Annotated in this window: 17 protein-coding genes; 11 read left to right on the forward strand and 6 right to left on the reverse strand. The window is 70.6% G+C overall.

Going from position 1 to position 16,511, the window contains the following annotated elements; translation table 11 throughout:
- Positions 1 to 61: 61 nt before the first annotated feature.
- Positions 62 to 709: a phosphate signaling complex protein PhoU gene (phoU, locus tag H4N58_RS02835; RefSeq protein ID WP_167001444.1), complete on the reverse strand. Its 648-nt coding sequence runs from the start codon at positions 707 to 709 to the stop codon at positions 62 to 64.
- 133 nt (positions 710 to 842) lie between these two features.
- Between phoU and H4N58_RS02840 the strand changes: the two genes are divergently transcribed.
- From H4N58_RS02840 to H4N58_RS02850, 3 genes are all read left to right on the forward strand, one after another.
- Positions 843 to 2,024, forward strand: a complete 1,182-nt coding sequence (locus H4N58_RS02840; RefSeq protein ID WP_243842870.1) for a cell wall metabolism sensor histidine kinase WalK — start codon at positions 843 to 845, stop codon at positions 2,022 to 2,024.
- Entirely contained in the window at positions 2,021 to 2,701 is a 681-nt protein-coding gene (locus H4N58_RS02845; protein ID WP_167001446.1) for a response regulator transcription factor, read from the forward strand. The genes H4N58_RS02840 and H4N58_RS02845 overlap by 4 nt, the downstream gene beginning before the upstream one ends.
- A 69-nt stretch (positions 2,702 to 2,770) precedes the next feature.
- Entirely contained in the window at positions 2,771 to 3,565 is a 795-nt protein-coding gene (locus H4N58_RS02850; protein ID WP_167001447.1) for a deoxyribonuclease IV, read from the forward strand.
- A 7-nt stretch (positions 3,566 to 3,572) separates the two neighbouring features.
- Here H4N58_RS02850 and H4N58_RS02855 read toward each other — a convergent pair whose 3' ends face one another.
- Positions 3,573 to 4,166 (reverse strand): hypothetical protein, encoded by a 594-nt coding sequence (locus H4N58_RS02855; RefSeq protein WP_167249094.1) that lies wholly within the window; start codon positions 4,164 to 4,166, stop codon positions 3,573 to 3,575.
- Between the two features lie 266 nt (positions 4,167 to 4,432).
- Between H4N58_RS02855 and H4N58_RS02860 the strand changes: the two genes are divergently transcribed.
- Positions 4,433 to 4,918 carry a CarD family transcriptional regulator gene (locus H4N58_RS02860; protein ID WP_139086947.1) on the forward strand — a complete coding sequence of 162 codons (486 nt, stop codon included), beginning with the start codon at positions 4,433 to 4,435 and terminating at the stop codon, positions 4,916 to 4,918.
- Between the two features lie 142 nt (positions 4,919 to 5,060).
- Positions 5,061 to 5,414 carry a nitrite reductase small subunit NirD gene (nirD, locus tag H4N58_RS02865; RefSeq protein WP_167001449.1) on the forward strand — a complete coding sequence of 118 codons (354 nt, stop codon included), beginning with the start codon at positions 5,061 to 5,063 and terminating at the stop codon, positions 5,412 to 5,414.
- Here nirD and ispF read toward each other — a convergent pair.
- The gene (gene ispF / locus H4N58_RS02870; protein WP_167001450.1) at positions 5,398 to 5,877 is read right to left on the reverse strand and encodes a 2-C-methyl-D-erythritol 2,4-cyclodiphosphate synthase; all 480 of its coding nucleotides are present in this window, start codon (positions 5,875 to 5,877) and stop codon (positions 5,398 to 5,400) included. The two genes, nirD and ispF, sit on opposite strands and share 17 nt — an antisense overlap.
- A 22-nt stretch (positions 5,878 to 5,899) precedes the next feature.
- Positions 5,900 to 7,150 (reverse strand): peptidase C39 family protein, encoded by a 1,251-nt coding sequence (locus tag H4N58_RS02875; protein WP_167001451.1) that lies wholly within the window; start codon positions 7,148 to 7,150, stop codon positions 5,900 to 5,902.
- Between the two features lie 46 nt (positions 7,151 to 7,196).
- On the opposite strand from H4N58_RS02875, the gene cysS reads away from it, so the two are divergent.
- The 3 genes from cysS to H4N58_RS02890 all read left to right on the forward strand — a co-directional run bounded on the left by cysS (position 7,197) and on the right by H4N58_RS02890 (position 12,203).
- Positions 7,197 to 8,642, forward strand: coding sequence for a cysteine--tRNA ligase (gene cysS, locus H4N58_RS02880; protein WP_167249092.1), 1,446 nt, complete (start codon positions 7,197 to 7,199; stop codon positions 8,640 to 8,642).
- Positions 8,642 to 9,586, forward strand: a complete 945-nt coding sequence (gene rlmB, locus H4N58_RS02885) for a 23S rRNA (guanosine(2251)-2'-O)-methyltransferase RlmB (protein ID WP_167001453.1) — start codon at positions 8,642 to 8,644, stop codon at positions 9,584 to 9,586. The genes cysS and rlmB overlap by 1 nt, the downstream gene beginning before the upstream one ends.
- A gap of 76 nt (positions 9,587 to 9,662) precedes the next feature.
- Positions 9,663 to 12,203, forward strand: a complete 2,541-nt coding sequence (locus tag H4N58_RS02890) for a carboxylate--amine ligase/circularly permuted type 2 ATP-grasp protein (protein WP_167249090.1) — start codon at positions 9,663 to 9,665, stop codon at positions 12,201 to 12,203.
- A 168-nt stretch (positions 12,204 to 12,371) separates the two neighbouring features.
- Here H4N58_RS02890 and H4N58_RS02895 read toward each other — a convergent pair whose 3' ends face one another.
- Positions 12,372 to 12,917, reverse strand: a complete 546-nt coding sequence (locus H4N58_RS02895; protein ID WP_167001455.1) for a hypothetical protein — start codon at positions 12,915 to 12,917, stop codon at positions 12,372 to 12,374.
- A 53-nt stretch (positions 12,918 to 12,970) separates the two neighbouring features.
- Between H4N58_RS02895 and H4N58_RS02900 the strand changes: the two genes are divergently transcribed.
- From H4N58_RS02900 to H4N58_RS02910, 3 genes are all read left to right on the forward strand, one after another.
- The gene (locus tag H4N58_RS02900) at positions 12,971 to 13,894 is read left to right on the forward strand and encodes an ABC transporter ATP-binding protein (RefSeq protein WP_167249088.1); all 924 of its coding nucleotides are present in this window, start codon (positions 12,971 to 12,973) and stop codon (positions 13,892 to 13,894) included.
- On the forward strand, positions 13,891 to 14,688 hold the full coding sequence (locus H4N58_RS02905; RefSeq protein WP_167249086.1) for an ABC transporter permease: 798 nt from the start codon (positions 13,891 to 13,893) through the stop codon (positions 14,686 to 14,688). The genes H4N58_RS02900 and H4N58_RS02905 overlap by 4 nt, the downstream gene beginning before the upstream one ends.
- A 102-nt stretch (positions 14,689 to 14,790) precedes the next feature.
- On the forward strand, positions 14,791 to 15,210 hold the full coding sequence (locus H4N58_RS02910; RefSeq protein ID WP_208322829.1) for a tetratricopeptide repeat protein: 420 nt from the start codon (positions 14,791 to 14,793) through the stop codon (positions 15,208 to 15,210).
- A gap of 28 nt (positions 15,211 to 15,238) precedes the next feature.
- Here the strand turns inward: H4N58_RS02910 and H4N58_RS02915 are convergent, their stop codons facing one another.
- Positions 15,239 to 16,441, reverse strand: coding sequence for a helix-turn-helix domain-containing protein (locus tag H4N58_RS02915; protein WP_167249084.1), 1,203 nt, complete (start codon positions 16,439 to 16,441; stop codon positions 15,239 to 15,241).
- Positions 16,442 to 16,511: the final 70 nt, after the last annotated feature.

Here is a 16,511-nt window from a genome sequence, read left to right on the forward strand (position 1 = left end):
TCCCACGTAGTGCGGGCGCGACTCGGTGGGAAAAGGCGTCAAATCGCGGGGGCGGGCAGGGTTAGGCCTGCGGGACCTCGCCCGTGACCTGGTAGACGACGCGACGCGCGATCGACACCGCGTGGTCGCCGGTGCGCTCGTAGTAGCGCGAGAGCAGTGCGACGTCGACCGCCGCCTCCACGCCGCCGTCCCACTCGGCGTCGAGCAGGTTGCGGAACATCCGGCGATAGAGCCCGTCCATCTCGTCGTCGGCGGCCAGCAGCGCCGCGGCCGCATCGAGGTCGTGGGTCCCGAGCACGATCGCGACCGACTCCAGCATGCCTTCGGCGACACGTGCCATCTTCGCGATGATGGGCCGGGCCGACGGCGGGACGGCGGCCTCGGGCATCCGCATCCGGGCGAGCTTGGCGACGTGCACGGCGAGGTCGCCGATGCGCTCGAGGTCCCCGGCGATGCGTAGCCCGGCGACGACGCGGCGCAGGTCGGTCGCGACCGGCTGCTGCGTCGCGAGCAGCGAGATCGCGTCGCTCTCGCACGACTCCCGGGCGGCATCGATCACCGCATCGCCGCTGATCACGGTCTCGGCGGCACCGAGGTCACCGTCGAGGAGTGCCGTCGAGGCCCGGGTGAGCGAGAAGCGCACCGCGGTCGTCATCGCCACCAGGTCAGCGTCCAGGGCATCGAGCTGGTCGTCGTAGAAGTCACGCATGCTCCGCAACCTAGGACCGCCCGGTGAACCCCTCCCGACCTGCGGTGAACGGCGGGTGAACTCTCGTGGAACCGCGGTCGCCCCGGAGCGCGAGAGGCCGGGTGCGTCGCAGGCGAGTGCGTACGATCGAGACGTGGATCCGAACATCGCGTTCGCGTTCGGCACCACGGTGGGCCTGCTGCTCGGGGCCGGCGTGGTGTGGGCGTGGCGCTACAGCGAGCGCCAGCAGGAGGACGTACCCGACCGTCCCGACCCCGAGGTGCCGGCCGGCGCCGACGACGTCCTCGCCGTCCTGCGCTCCTCGGTCGTCATCGTCGACGCTGCCGACCGGGTCGTGAAGGCCTCCGCCCCGGCCCACGCGATGGGACTCCTCCAGGACACCCGCCTCGAGAACGCGATGCTGCGCGACCTCGTCCGGCTGGTCCGGCGCGACGGGCAGGTGCGTGAGGAGGAGCTCGCCCTCGGCATCGGGCGCGGTGGCCAGCGGCACGTGCTCGTCCGGGTCGCGCCGCTGACCTCACGTCTGGTGCTCGTGCTGGTCGAGGACCGGACCACCGAGCGCCGCGTCGAGATGATCAGGCGTGACTTCGTCGCCAACGTCAGCCATGAGCTCAAGACCCCGGTCGGCGCGCTCAACCTGCTCGCCGAAGCCGTCGCGGAGGCGCGTGACGACCCGGAGGCGGTCGTCCGATTCAGCGGCCGCATGAAGCGTGAAGGGGCCCGCCTGACGCGCCTCGTCCAGCAGATCATCGAGCTCTCGCGGCTGCAGGGCGACGCGCTGGTCGACGACCCGTACGAGGTCGACGTCGCCGCGATGATCGCGACCGCCGCGGAGCGCAACGCCGTCGATGCCGAGGCCCGCGGCATCGAGCTCACGACTCGCTGCGACGACGAGCTCTTCGTCCATGGCGACGGGGAGCAGCTGCTCCAGGCCGTCAACAACCTCGTCGAGAACGCCGTCGCGTACTCCGAGGGTGACACCCACGTTGCGGTCGACGCCGCCGCTGCCGGTGACGAGGTCAGGATCACCGTGCGCGACCAGGGTGTTGGTATCCCCGAGCCCGAGCTGGAGCGGATCTTCGAGCGCTTCTACCGGGTCGACCCGGCGCGTGCCCGCAGCACGGGCGGCACCGGTCTCGGCCTGTCGATCGTCAAGCACGTCGCCGCCAGCCACGCGGGCTATGTCGAGGTCTGGAGCGAACCCGGAGAGGGTTCCTCGTTCACGCTCGTCCTGCCCGCCTCCGCCCGTACCCGCGAGCACGACGAGACCCGCTCGCGTCCTGAGCCCGAACCGATCCAGGAGGTCCGACCGTGACCCGTGTGCTCGTCGTCGAGGACGAGGAGAGCTACATCGACGCGCTCTCGTACGTCCTGCGCAAAGAGGGGTTCGAGGTCGCGGTGGCGACCGACGGGCACGCCGCCCTCGAGGAGTTCGACCGCAGCGGCGCCGACATCGTGCTGCTCGACCTGATGCTGCCGGGGATCAGCGGCACGGAGGTGTGCCGCAAGCTGCGCGCCTCGTCGTCGGTGCCGGTCATCATGGTGAGCGCGAAGGACTCCGAGGTCGACAAGGTCGTGGGGCTCGAGCTCGGGGCCGACGACTACGTCACCAAGCCGTACAGCCCGCGCGAGCTCGTCGCCCGCATCCGTGCCGTCCTGCGCCGCGGCGGTGAGCAGGACGCTGGTGGCGACGCGGCGCTCGAGGTTGGGCGGGTCCGCATGGACGTCGACCGGCACGTGGTGACCGTCGACGGCCAGGAGGTACGCCTGCCGCTCAAGGAGTTCGAGCTGCTCGAGCTGTTCTTGCGCAACGTCGGCCGGGTGCTGACGCGCGGGCAGCTGATCGACCGGGTGTGGGGCTCGGACTACGTCGGCGACACCAAGACGTTGGACGTCCACGTCAAGCGCCTGCGGGCCAAGATCGAGCCTGATCCGTCGCGTCCTTCGACGTTGGTGACCGTACGAGGGCTCGGCTACAAGTACGAGGCGTAGGGCTCGACCGTCGGGAGGGGTCTCGACAGGCTCGAGCGGCTTGTCCGCGGGGGGTTCTAGGCTGGGCGCATGAAGACCCGCATCGGGACCCACGTCGACCAGGAGCACCCGTTCGACGACGCCGCGCGTGTCGGGGCGGACGTCGTCCAGCTGTTCCTCGGCAACCCGCAGAGCTGGAAGTGGCCGCAGTACGAGTACGCGGGCGGGGCCGACGCCCTGCGTGACGACGCGGAGGCCAAGGACATCCCGCTGTACGTCCACGCCCCCTATCTGCTCAACGTCGCGAGCCTCAACAACCGCGTCCGCATCCCCAGCCGCAAGCTCGTCCAGAACGCCGTGGACGGTGCCGCCGCGATCGGCGCAAAGGGGGTGATCCTGCACGGCGGCTACGTCGACTCCGAGGCCGATCTCGACAAGGGCTTCGACAACTGGCGCAAAGCCGTGGAGGCGATCGACGCGAAGGTCCCGATCCTCCTCGAGAACACCGCCGGCGGCGACTACTCGATGGCGCGGCGCTTCGACCGCATCGCGCGGACGTGGGAGGCGATCCAGGCCGGCGGTGCGGGAGATGCGTGGGGGTTCTGCCTCGACACCTGCCACGCCTGGGCGGGCGGCATCGACCTCGACGGCATCGTCGACCGGATCAAGGGCGTCACCGGACGGATCGACCTCGTCCACTGCAACAACAGCCGCGACGCGTTCGACTCAGGCGCCGATCGTCATGCCCACCTCACCGAGGGCACCATCCCGCCGGACCAGCTCGTGGAGGTCGCCCGTCAGGCGCAGGCGCCCGTGATCATCGAGACGCACGCCGACGACATGACCGGCGACGACATCAGCTGGCTGCGCGAACAGCTCGGCTGAGCTGGGGTCAGTTGCCCTCGGCCTCGTCGGTGGCAGCGGACTGGTCGGGCGCGATGCCCTCCTCTTCCTGCTGCTCGGCATCGGCCTGCTGCTCGGCGTCCTCGGCCTCGGCCGGGGCCGGGGTGGCCACCGAGTCGTACATCGCCGTGCGGGTCACGATCGGGACCTGCATCTCGACGTCGCCCGCGTTGGCGAAGGTCAGCGAGATGTTCAGGAACTGCCCGGCGAAGAGCTCGTCTCCGGCGATCACGGCCTGCGGCTTCGTGCCGAGGTGGGCCAGGCGGCGGACGGGAACGGCAAAGGGACCCTCGAAGGTCACCTCGACCGGCGTGCCCGCGAGCGTCGCTGCGTTGATGGTGGTGAGGCTGTCGCTCTGAAGCGCCTGGTTGACGACGCCTGCGGAGAGGGTCGCCGTACCGTCCTCGTTCTTCACGAACAGCGCGTTGAGCACCTCGACGTCGGTCGAGCGGTTGTTGGTGCCGATCGCTGCTTGGTAGACCGCGCTGGTCTGTGCGTTGAACCCGGTGCCACATCCGGCGAGGGTCAGGGCGAGGCCTGCGACGACGGCGGTGACGAGAGCGCGGCGGGAGCGAGTGAGCACAGCCCGACCCTTTCGTGAAGGAGAACAGCGTAGGTGAGTGCCGCGTTGAGCAGCGCGGACGCACGGCACGACGCGGACCTGGACAGCGTATCTTCGGGCGCTCCGTGACGTGCGGTGAGGTCGGTCGAGAGCACGTTCACGCGCGTGCGCCTGCCACCGAGATGTCGCTTTGTCAAGTCACGATTCGGCCTCTGACCTGCATAAACGAACCGGCTGGCGTTGGGGGCCCGTGTTATCCTAGTCACCTAAGAAAGGGCTATGGACATATGACTTTCACTGTTGGCGAAACGGTTGTCTACCCCAATCACGGTGCGGCGGTCATCGAGGACATCGAAGTCCGGACGATCAAGGGCGAGGAGCGTCAGTACCTCGTACTCCGCATCGTCGCCCAGAACGATCTCGTCGTACGGGTGCCGGCGTGCAACCTCGACCTGGTCGGTGTGCGCGACGTGGTTGACAAGGACGGACTGGACCGGGTCTTCGGTGTGCTTCGGGCAGAGCATGCTGAGGAGCCCACCAACTGGTCGCGTCGCTACAAGGCAAACCTCGAGAAACTCCACTCCGGCGACGTCATGAAGGTCGCCGAGGTCGTCCGCGACCTGTGGCGCCGTGAGCGTGACCGCGGACTCTCCGCCGGTGAGAAGCGGATGCTGGCCAAGGCGCGCCAGATCCTCGTCTCCGAGCTGGCGCTCGCCGAGAACACCAACGAGGACAAGGCCGAGACCCTCCTCGACGAGGTGCTCGCGTCCTGAGCCCGGGGTGTGGCCTCGCGCCACACCAGGTACGCCGAAGCCGCCCCCGTCCGAGGGGGCGGCTTCGGCGTGCGAGGGGTTTGTTTTCTGTGGCGTATCTTGACGTAATCCCCTCGAAATGCGCAGTGCCTAGCGTCACGTCATGGCGACGTCGAGCGGGGTGGCGACCTGGGTCAAGGTGTGTGACGCGGGGGAGCTCGTCGTCGGCATCGGCGTCTCCGCGCTGATCCGCGGCAAGCAGGTCGCGCTCTTCAAGACCGACGAGCGTTCCCTGCGGGCCGTCGGCAACCGCGACCCCTACGCGGGCACCCAGACGATGGCCCGCGGCCTGGTCGTCCAGCGCGACGGGCACACGCTGCTGGCCGCACCGGCCGGGCGCGAGCTGTTCGACCTGGAGACCGGCCAGTGCGTCGACGACCCGATGACCCGGGTCCCGACCTATCCGGTGCGCGTCGTCAATGGGTTCGTCGAGGTCTGCATCACGACGAGGGGATGACCAAGGCGGTCGCGATCGCGGCAGCGCCCTCGCCCCGGCCGGTCAGGCCGAGCCCGTCCGTCGTGGTGCCTGCGAGCGTGACCGGTGCTCCGACCGCCTCGGACAGGACACGCTGCGCCTCGTCGCGCCGCGAGCCGACCTTCGGTCGGTTGCCGATCAGCTGCACGGCGACGTTGCCGACGGTGAACCCCGCTTCTCGGACGCGGCGCGCGGTCTCGGTAAGGAAGGCGACGCCCGAGGCGCCGGACCAGTCGGGGTCGGCGGTGCCGTAGTTGCTCCCGAGGTCGCCGAGCCCGCTCGCCGACAGGAGCGCGTCGCAGATCGCGTGCGCGACCACGTCAGCGTCAGAGTGCCCGGCAAGACCCGCAGGCTCGTCGGGCCAGTGCAGCGCCGCGCACCACATCGGGCGCCCGACCTCGTACGCGTGGACGTCGGTGCCGATACCGGTACGAGGGATGCTCACCGGTCCATCATGCCGTGGGGCGTCACCAGGTGTGGCCGGGGAGCGACGGGAGGGGCTTGCTCGTACGGATGACGTACGCGACACCGCCGCTGCCGCGCAGCCACGCGCGCTCGAGCTGGTCGCGCCGGTACACCCGCCGCACCGTCGACGCCTTCGACGCGGCGGGATCGTTGACGATCACGGCGCCGCTCGCGGTGAAGCCCCGGATCACGACCAGGTGCCCCGCCGTCGAGCGGATCGGAGCTCCGGACAGCGCGTCGCGGCCGAAGCGGATCGAGACGACGAGCGGGATCCCGGCTTTCACGAACGCCTCGGCGTCGCGCAGCGAAGTGAGCCGGGTGACGAAGGCGTCGGTGCCCCGCGTCCCCGCGTACGCGGTGTTGAACGACCAGTTGCCGGCGCCACGGTAGCGGTGGTCGTACGTGCTGCGGGCGCCGTGCACGACGAAGCGCTGCTTGACGCCCTTGCGGACCCACGCGTACTGGGCCTTCGTCGGGCCCTTGCCGAGGCTGCGCAGGACCATCGTCGTCGCGGTCGGGGAGCACCAGGCCGCGCCTCCGCCGCCGTACTGGCGGTACTGGCCGCGGTGCAGCATCTGCGAGTAGCGGCGCACCGGCAGCTCCACCGTGCGTGTCATCGTGGTCGCAGAGGTGGGACGGCTCGCCTTCGCCGAGGCCGACGCGACGGCGCCGACAGATGTCACCCGGGGCTTGGTGGCTGTGCCCCGAGGGCGCAGCAGCGTCACCCGTACCTGCCACGAGGCGATGCGGTGCCCGCTGTTCGCACGCACGGCGTCGGTCACGACCCGCGCCACGTCGTCGCTCTGCGCGGGGCCCGACCGGCGCTTGTGCGTCGTGTCGCGCTCGGCCCAGCGGGCGACGGTGTCCCAGCTGCCCGTACGGCCGGCGGTTGTCCGGACGCGGACGGAGACCGTGACCGCCGAGCGCGCGGGTGTACGGGCGTTCCACGACGGGATCAGCTCGTCGGCCGCGAAGCCGGTCGAGGCCCACGGCGACGTCCAGCGCGCCGTCTCGTACGTCCGGCCGCCGAGACGCTTGGTGCCGGTGGCGCGGCCGAAGCGGATCGTGCCGCCGCTCACCGTCGTCCCCGCCTCCGCACCCCTCTGGAGCTGTGCGGTCGACGACCAGCGGACCGACGACGCCTGCGCGGTGGCTGCGTGCGCAGGGGCGGTCAGCGACGCTCCCACGACCGCACCGCATCCGCACAGCAGAACCAGGCTCTTTCGGACGATTCCCCCCATTGGCTCCAGCATCCGTCGATGCTAAGGCGGATCAGGCGCAGCCACTACTCTGGTCATCGTGACCGTGCGCCTCTACGACTCTGTGACGATGCAGACTCAGCCCTTCGTGCCCCTCGTCGACGGACGGGTGGGCATCTATCACTGTGGGCTCACCGTCCAGGGCCCGCCCCACCTCGGCCACATCCGCAAGGAGGTGGTCTTCGACGTGCTGCGGCGATGGCTGACGCACGAGGGCTACGAGGTGACGCTGGTCGCCAACGTCACCGACATCGAGGACAAGATCCTCGCGAAGGGCGTCGAGCAGGACCGCCCGTGGTGGGCCGTGGCGTACGAGAACGAACGCGCGCTGCACCAGGCGTACGACGTGCTCGGCTGCCTGCCGCCGACGTACGAGCCGCGGGCCACCGGCCACGTCCCCGAGATCCTCGAGCTCGTCGAGACGCTGATCGACCGCGGGCACGCCTACGTTGCCCCCGACGGCTCCGGCGACGTCTACTTCGACGTGCGGGCGTGGCCCGACTATGGCGAGCTGTCGCACCAGAAGATCGACGACATGCGCGACGCCGAGGACGCCGACCCGCGCGGCAAGCGCGACCCGCGCGACTTCGCCCTCTGGAAGGGGCACAAGGAGGGCGAGCCCGAGACGGCGTCGTGGCCCTCCCCGTGGGGTCGCGGCCGCCCCGGCTGGCACATCGAGTGCTCGGCGATGGCCACGAAGTACCTCGGCTCCGAGTTCGACATCCACGGCGGCGGCATCGACCTGCGCTTCCCGCACCACGAGAACGAGCTCGCGCAGGCGCGTGCGGCGGGCATGCCGTTCGCCCGGTCGTGGATGCACAACCAGCTCGTCCGCATCGGCGGAGAGAAGATGAGCAAGTCCGTCGGCAACTCGCTTCTGGTGAGCGAGGTCGTCAAGCGGTTCCGTCCCGTCGACGTGCGCTACTACCTGGTCGCGGCGCACTATCGCTCGGTCATCGACTACTCCGAGGAGGCGATGACCGACGCCGCGACGACGTACCAGCGGATCGAGGGCTTCGTCCGCCGCGCGACCGAGGTGACCGGTGCCACCACCGACCTCGCCGCGCTCGGTGGGGCGGTGACGCCGGGCTTCGCGGCGGCGATGGACGACGACCTCTCGATCCCGACGGCGCTCGCGCAGGTGCAGGAGCTCGTGCGCGACGGCAACAAGCAGCTTGCGGCCGGCGAGGAGCAGAAGTACGCCCTGGTGAGTACGCTCTCGGCCGTACGGCGCATGCTTGACGTGCTGGGGCTCGATCCGTACGCGCCCCAGTGGGCGAGTGCCGGTGAGGGCAGATCGGCCGAGCGGACCGCGCTCGGCACGCTCGTCGATGCGCTGCTGGAGCAGCGCACCCAGGCACGAGCAGACAAGGACTTCGCGACCGCGGACCGGGTGCGTGACCAGCTCAAGGCAGCCGGCGTCGAGGTCGAAGACACACCCGCAGGACCACGCTGGTCCGTCGGGGCAGAGAGGCAGGAGAGCTGATGGCCGGCAACAGCCAGCGCCGCGGCGCGATCAACAAGAGCAGGAAGGGTCCCGCCGTCGGTACGGGGGGCCACCGCAAGCGCGGGCTCGAGGGCAAGGGACCGACGCCCAAGGCGGCGGAGCGCCCGAACCACAAGAAGTACAAGATGGCGAAGGCGGCCGAGAAGCGCCGTCCGCAGGCGCCGCGCAAGCGCGGCGACGAGGCGGAGTGGGCGGCAGGACGCAACTCGGTCCTCGAGCTGCTGCGCGCCGACGTCCCGGTGGCGACGCTCTACATCGCCGAAGGCATCGACCGCGACGACCGGGTCAGCGAGATCCTGTCGATCGCCGTCGACCGCAGGCTGTCGATCCTCGAGGCGACGAAGGCCGAGCTCGACCGGTTCACCGACCGTGCGGTCCACCAGGGCGTCGCGGCCAAGCTGCCGCCGTACGAGTACGCCGATCCTGACGACCTGCTCACGGCGGCCCGTGAGGCCGACGAGATCCCGCTGATCGTCGTCGTCGACAGCATCACCGACCCACGCAACCTCGGTGCGATCATCCGCAGCGCGTCCGGCTTCGGTGCGCACGGCGTCGTGATCCCCGAGCGGCGCGCGGCGGGCATGACGGCGTCGGCGTGGAAGACCTCGGCAGGCGCCGCAGCGCGAGTCCCGGTCGCGCGGGTGACGAACCTGACCCGCCAGCTCAAGGCGTACGCAGAAGAGGGCCTGATGATCGCGGGCCTGGCCGCTGACGGCGAGATCTCGCTGCCTGACCTCGACCTCGCGGACGGGCCACTGGTCCTGGTCGTCGGGAGCGAGGGCAAGGGTCTGTCGCGGCTGGTCGCCGAGACGTGCGACGTGCTCGTGTCGATCCCGATGGCCTCGTCGCTCGAGTCGCTCAACGCGGGCGTCGCGACCGGCATCGCCCTCTACGCGATCGATCAGCGGCGCGCTCAGGTCTAAAAGGCGGTGGACAGAGGTTTAAAACCCGGACAGCGGTCGTGAGCTGGGCGACTCGGCGGACCCGTACGGTGGCGGGATGACTGCTGAGCTGACCCTGGGTGCAGAAGAAGAGCTGCATCTCATCGACCGCGAGAGGCGCACGCTTTCGGCGTCGGCGCCACAGCTGCTGTCCCGGCTTCCAAGTGAGAGCTTCTCGGCCGAGCTGCAACGGACGACGATCGAGACCAACACCCCCGTCGTCACCGGTCTCGGCGCGCTCCGCGAGGAGCTCGTCAGTCTGCGTAAGCAGCTGATCGCGGTCGCTGATCCTGAAGGCATCGGGATCGCTGCCGTCGGCACGGCGCCGTCGTCGTACGACGAGGACTTCGAGCTCACCGCCAGCGGCCGGTTCGGTCGGATGCAGCAGCAGTACCGGCTCCTCGTCGACGAGCAGCTCATCTGCGGGACGCAGATCCACGTCGGCGTCTCCGACCGCGACCTGGCCGTCGACATCGCGCAGCGGATCGGCCGCGACCTCCCGATCCTGCTCGCGCTCTCGGCGAGCTCGCCGTACTGGAACGGTCAGGACACCGGCTATGCGAGCATCCGGACGATCCTCTGGCAGCGCTGGCCGACCACCGGAGTGCTCCCACCGCTCGGATCGGCGAAGGAGTACGACGCGCTCATCGAGAGTCTCGTCCAGAGCGGCGTGATCGCCGACGCGAAGATGGCGTACTTCGACGTGCGTCCGTCCTCCCACGTGCCGACGCTCGAGCTGCGCGTGAGCGACGCGTGCCCCGTCGTGGACGACGCGATCCTCGTCGCGGGGCTCTTCCGGGCGATGGTGCGGTCCGCCGAGCTCGACATCGAGCGTGGTGTGCCGTACGTCCCGGTCGCCGCGCCTCTCCAGCGCGCCGCCACCTGGCAGGCCGCGCGGGCGGGCCTCTCCGGGACCCTTCTCGACCCGACCACGCATGCCGAGCGAGTCCCCGCCCCCGGCGTGGTGCGATCGCTGATCGAACGCCTGCGACCGGCACTCGAGGAGCTCGGCGACTACGAGGAGGTGGCCGAGCTCGCCGCCAGGACGCTCGTGCAGGGGACCTCTGCGGACCGGCAGCGTGCCGCGTACGCCGAGAGCGGCTCGCTCGACGACGTGATGGACCAGGTCGTCGCCGAGACACAGGGTCCGCCGTCCGGTCTGCCGGCGGACGTTCCTGCGCTGGGGGCGTATCCCGCACGGGCCGGTGACGAGGCGATCGGACTCGGGTCGCGACCCCGCCCCGTCTACAGCGACGTCATCTCCTACGTCCGCGAGCGGAGCCGCGACGATCTCGAGAAGCTCCAGGACCAGCGCGACGCGTGGTCCGACGACGAGGGTCTCACGGTCGTCCTGAACGGTGAGACCAATCGGTTCGACGTCGACCTCGTCCCGCGCATCGTCATCGCGCACGAGTGGGCGATGCTGCGCGACGGGCTCGAGCAGCGCGCCCGGGCGCTGGAGATGTTCCTCCAGGACATCTACGGCGCAGGTCGCGTGATCGCTGACGGCGTCGTCTCGGAGTCGGACCTCGTCGCCTGCCCGGGGTGGCGTGACGACGCCCGGCGGCTGCCGAAGTCGGTGGTGCGGGCGCCGATCATGGGCTTCGACCTCGTACGTGACGAGCGAGGCGAGTGGCGGGTCCTCGAGGACAACCTTCGCAACCCGAGCGGCCTGGCGTACGCCGCGGCTGCACGCGAGATGCTCGACGCGGTGGTCCCGGACATGCCACGACCGGCCGGGCTCGTCGACCCGCACGCGTCCCTGCCGGTGGTCGGCCAGACGCTGCGGGCCTGCGTCGAGCGCGCGGGCGTTGGTGTGGGCGACGAAGGAGCGCTCGTGCTGCTCGCGACCGGACCGTCGAGCGTCGCCTGGTATGAGCACCAGCGGCTCGCCAAGGAGAGCGGCCTCGAGCTGGCGACGAGCGAGGACCTGGTCGTACGCGACGGCCGGGTGCGGCTCGTCGACGGTGACCGGGCGGTGGACGGGATCTACGTCCGTCTGGACGACGAGATCGGCGCGCTGCAGACCGAGGACGGACGTGCGCTGGGCGAGGAGATCGTCGACGTGGCGGCGGCCGGGGCCGTCGTGCTCGCCAACGCCCCGGGCAACGGCGTGGCCGACGACAAGGCGACGTACCGCCTGGTTCCCGAGCTCATCGGCTACTACCTCGGCGAGCGGCCGCTGATCGAGTCGGTGCCGACCTACCGCACCGACGACGAGGACGAGCGGCGCATCGTGCTGGAGCGGGTCGGAGAGCTGGTCACCAAGCCGGTCGACGGCTACGGCGGCAACGGCGTGCTCGTCGGTCCGCTCGCGTCCGAGGGCGAGATCGCGCGGCGACGGATGGAGATCGCCGGGAGCCAGGAGGGCTGGGTCGCCCAGGAGACGGTCTCGCTGAGCTCTCACCCGACCCTCGACCACGGGCGGCTCGAGCCGCGTCACGTCGACCTCCGCGTGTTCGTGCACGTGACCGGCACGGAGCCGGGTCAGGTCCAGGCGATCCCGGTCGGGCTGACCCGAGTCGCCGGCCCGCGGAGCCTCATCGTCAACAGCTCGCAGGGTGGCGGCGCGAAGGACACCTGGATCCTTCAGGACTGACGGCGCCCTCCGCTGCGCGACGTGCAGCGGCCGAGCCCTCCGTACGAACCCCGTCAGACCTGACGGGGTTCGTACGGGAACGTGCGGAGCGTGATCAGGAAGGCCGTACGGACGAGCCATCCCGCATCGCCCGAGGGTCGCGACAGGACCAGAGTCGGCACGGCTGCGTCAGGTGCGACGGCGGCGAGCGGAGGCGATCGCGGTGCCGAGCAGCAGTGCGGCGATCGTCGGGTAGAGCAGGAAGCCGTAGAACGGGGCGTTGATGACGGCCTGGGCGTACAGGCTGTCGCGGAGCTCGCTGCCGATCCGCAGGACCTCGTCGCGGGCGAGGACGATCGCGAGCGTCGGCGCGACCCCGTACAGCAGACCGGCGAGGGCGGGGCCGATCCACGACAGGCGTCCAGCGGCCGCGACGACGAGAAGCAGAGCGGCCCCGGCGGCGACAACGGCGAACGGCCAGAGCGCGCTGTCGGCGCCACTGAAGCGCAGGACGTCGTACCAGTAGCGGGCCAACCCCCAGTCGAACAGGACCAGCGCGACCGGCGGCAGCAGCAGGCCGATCAGCAGGCTGCCGAAGTGGCGGCCGATCGACGAGCCGCCAGAGCTCGGGGAGGGGGTGTAGGGCGAATAGGTGGGCTCGTACGGCTTCGCGATGTCGGTCGTCGGAGACGAGTCATGGCGGGTCGGTGCGGGGGGATCGACCTGTTGAGTCATGCGCGAAAGGCTAGTGGCCGGCAGGTGCAGCCCGTTCGATAGCGTGGGCCGGGATGATCTCCGTTGAAAGCCTCACCAAGACCTTCGGCACCGTGCAGGCCGTCGACGACCTCAGCTTCGAGGTACGTCCCGGCGTCGTCACCGGATTCCTCGGCCCCAACGGGGCAGGGAAGACGACGACCCTGCGGATGCTCCTCGGACTCGTCTCGCCGACTTCGGGGCGGGCCACGATCGGCGGGAAGGAGTACGGGGAGATCCCGCAGCCGGGGCGGGTCGTCGGTGCCGCGCTCGAAGCCGCGAGCTTCCACCCCGGCCGCACCGCGTTCGACCACCTGCGCGTGTTCGCTCCGCAGGTCGGTGTCTCCGACCAGCGGTGCCGTGAGCTCCTCGACATGGTCGGGCTCTCCGACTCGGCCAAGCGGCGCGTCGGCGGGTTCTCGCTCGGCATGCGCCAGCGCCTCGCCCTCGCGACGACGCTGCTCGGTGACCCGTCGGTGCTCATCCTCGACGAGCCCGCTAACGGCCTCGATCCAGGCGGGATCCGCTGGCTGCGCGAGCTGCTGCGCTTCTTCGCCGGCCAGGGCCGTACCGTCCTCGTCTCGAGCCACGTGCTCTCCGAGGTCCAGCAGACCGTCGACGACGTGGTGATCATCGCGCGCGGCCAGCTCGTGCACGCCTCGCCTCTCGCCGACCTCGCCGCGCGCGCCGAGCGCCACGTGGAGGTCGTCTCGCCGACCGCCGACGCGTTGAAGGCGGTGCTGGACGCCCAGGGCTGGACGTACGCCCCGGCCTCGGAGAACGGCGTACGAGGGTTCAAGGTGTCCGACGTCGCCGCAGCCCACGTGGGGGCGGCGGCGTTCGCGGCGGGCGTCGAGCTGCACGCGCTGACGCAGCAGGAGGTCGAGCTCGAGGACGTCTTCCTGCAACTGACCGGCCAGACCGACGACGCCCCTGCGGCGCAGGGGGTGGCGGCATGAAGGCGGCACTGACCTCGGAGTACCGCAAGTGGGTCTCGACCCGCATGTGGTGGATCCTGCTGCTCGTCATGGCGGTCTATATGGCGTTCCTCGCCGTCGTCATGGCGTTCTCGGTCACGCTCGAGCCGGTCGACGGCTCCGGCGCGACGGCGATCGGTGGCGTCGATGCAGCGCTGACCGTCTACACGCTCGGCAACGGCCTCGGCTACGTCTTCCCACTGCTGGCCGGCGCGATGTCGATGACGGCGGAGTTCCGCTACCAGACGATCACCCCGTCGCTGCTCGCCGATCCGCGCCGCAGCGTGTTCCTCAGCGCCAAGCTCGTCTCAGCCGCGCTGATCGGCCTGGCGTTCGGCCTCGTCGGGACGCTCTCGAGTGTCGTGGCGGGAGCACCGATCCTCGCCTGGCGCGGTGAGGGCGCGTTCCTCGACACCGGCGATGTGCTCGTGCCGGTGGTCCTGTCAGTCGTGGCGCTCGCGATCTGGGCGTTCGTCGGCGTCGGCGTCGGCACGCTCATCACGAACCAGGTGGCGGCGATCGTCGTCGTGCTGGCGTTCACGCAGTTCGTCGAACCGATCGTCCGGCTCGGCATGAGCAGCGTCGACATGCTGGAGGGCGCCGCGAGGTTCCTCCCTGGCGCCGCGTCGGAGGCGCTCGTGGGGGCGAGCACGTACGCGTCGCTCGGGATGACCGACCTTCTCGGTCGCCCGGCGGGTGCGCTCGTGTTCCTCGGGTACGGCCTGCTGCTCGCCGTGATCGGGCGATTCACGACGCTGCGCCGCGACATCACCTGATCGCTCCCCGGGTCTGGGGACGGGAGGTCGTACCGTCGGGAATGAGCGCTGGTCCACCGTCGTTGTGGGCGGTGTATCCAGCCACCGAGGAGGTGCGCCCGCATGACCGAGGACTTCCGTCCCCTGATCCTCAAGCCGATCTTCAATGCCGCGATGATCTCCGAGATGTCGCTGTACGACCGTTTCCGGCGCGCAGAGGAGATGGTGGCGAACCGGCACCCCCGCGACGCCATCCAGATGCTCGTCGGTGTCGTCGAGGAGGAGCCGAACCACGCCGCTGCCTGGGAGCTCCTGGGCCGCGCTTACTTCGCCGCTGCCCTCCTTGAGCCGGCCGAGAACGCCTTCCGGCGTCTGATCGAGCTCGAGCCGACGAGCGGCTGGGCTCACGTGGCGCTCGGGCTGACGCTGGACCGCCAGTCGCGGCACCGCGAGGGCGCGGTCTTCCACCGGATGGCAGCGGTCCTCGACCCTGACCAGGACCGGCGACCGCGGCTCGTCCCGGCGCAGGAGCCGCAGGGCTGAGCTGGCGCTCTCGTCCCCGATTTGGGCACTAGGCCACTGAATCCGATCCGCGATTCGGTGGCCTAGTGCCCGAATCGGGGACGAGGCCTGGGCTGGTGCGCGCCATGTCGAGGACGAGCCGGTCCCACGGGTCGTCGAGGTCGCGTCCGGTCAGCTCGCGCAACCGCCTCAGCCGGTGCCGTACGGTCTGCGGGTGCAGGCCCAGCGCGTCCGCGGCGGCGGTCGCGCTGCCGTGATCGAGGTAGCCGACGAGTCCGGCGAGGACGTGCGCGTGGGCCGGGTCGAGCAGTGGGCCGAGCACCGCGGGCGCCAGCTCGTCGGCTGCGCCGACGTCCGAGCCGCACAGCACCGCGAGGGCTAGGACGTCGCCCCAGTCGAGCACCGGCGACGAGCGGTACGCCCTGGCGGGCGCGTGGTCGAGCGCGCTCGCGACGAGCCGGTAGGTACGGGGGAGCCGTGGCACGGGCACCTCGGCGACGACGCACGCGCGCACTCCTGGAGGTGGTGCGACGGCTTCGGCGGCGAGGACGACGATGTGGGCGCCGCGGTGGGTGGTGAGAGTCTCGACAGGCTCGACCGGCGGAGGTGCGGCGGGGGTCTCGACAGGCTCGACCGGCTCGACAGGCTCGACCGGCGGTGTTGCGGCGAACACGGTGATCGCCAGCCGCGACGGCACGGTGATGCCGAGCTGTGCGGAGCGGTCGGCGAGCGCGGCCCGCGACGTCTGGCGCCCGGCGAGAAGATCGTCGGCGAGCCCGGACAGCGCCCGTTCGCGGTCCTCGTCGAGCGCGGACGCCGCATGCGCATAACCCGCGAACAGCGCCTCGGACAGCGCGTCGACGCCGATGAGCATGGTGCGGTTGAGCGCGGCGAGGTCGTCCACGCCGAGCGTGCCGGCACCGAGTTCGACCACGAGGTCGCTGGCCTCGACGGCGGCGATCCGGTAGGCCCGCAGGATGGCCTGCAACGGCCGGCCGTCGGCTGCCCGGGCGGCGCCGATCCCGCGGAACCGGCGCAGGTCGGCCTCGGTCATCACGGACTCGTCGACCCACAGCTCCACCGTGCGCCGAAGGGCCCAGCCGGTGATCGCGGCGATCTCCTCGCGCTGCGCCGCACTCACTCCTCCGTACGCGGGGATCTCGCGCAGGACCAGCGCGACGACCCGCGCGGTGATCGCCTCGGCGTCGCGTGTCATCGCACGCTGGACGGCGACCCGCTCCTTCGTACCCACCTCGCCATTGTCACTGACTGACAATCGTGATGCGCACTCCGTACGGAACGCATTGCCTGCACGGGCGCCG

Source organism: Mumia sp. ZJ1417, from assembly GCF_014127285.1.
Lineage (GTDB): Bacteria > Actinomycetota > Actinomycetes > Propionibacteriales > Nocardioidaceae > Mumia.

Excerpts from the sequence above, each read along its gene's own strand:
- phoU (WP_167001444.1), bottom strand. The coding sequence starts at position 709 with ATGCGTGACTTCTACGACGACCAGCTCGATGCCCTGGACGCTGACCTG.
- H4N58_RS02850 (WP_167001447.1), top strand. The coding sequence starts at position 2,771 with ATGAAGACCCGCATCGGGACCCACGTCGACCAGGAGCACCCGTTCGAC.
- H4N58_RS02860 (WP_139086947.1), top strand. The coding sequence starts at position 4,433 with ATGACTTTCACTGTTGGCGAAACGGTTGTCTACCCCAATCACGGTGCG.
- nirD (WP_167001449.1), top strand. The coding sequence starts at position 5,061 with ATGGCGACGTCGAGCGGGGTGGCGACCTGGGTCAAGGTGTGTGACGCG.
- H4N58_RS02875 (WP_167001451.1), bottom strand. The coding sequence starts at position 7,150 with ATGCTGGAGCCAATGGGGGGAATCGTCCGAAAGAGCCTGGTTCTGCTG.
- rlmB (WP_167001453.1), top strand. The coding sequence starts at position 8,642 with ATGGCCGGCAACAGCCAGCGCCGCGGCGCGATCAACAAGAGCAGGAAG.
- H4N58_RS02890 (WP_167249090.1), top strand. The coding sequence starts at position 9,663 with ATGACTGCTGAGCTGACCCTGGGTGCAGAAGAAGAGCTGCATCTCATC.
- H4N58_RS02895 (WP_167001455.1), bottom strand. The coding sequence starts at position 12,917 with ATGACTCAACAGGTCGATCCCCCCGCACCGACCCGCCATGACTCGTCT.
- H4N58_RS02900 (WP_167249088.1), top strand. The coding sequence starts at position 12,971 with ATGATCTCCGTTGAAAGCCTCACCAAGACCTTCGGCACCGTGCAGGCC.
- H4N58_RS02905 (WP_167249086.1), top strand. The coding sequence starts at position 13,891 with ATGAAGGCGGCACTGACCTCGGAGTACCGCAAGTGGGTCTCGACCCGC.
- H4N58_RS02910 (WP_208322829.1), top strand. The coding sequence starts at position 14,791 with ATGACCGAGGACTTCCGTCCCCTGATCCTCAAGCCGATCTTCAATGCC.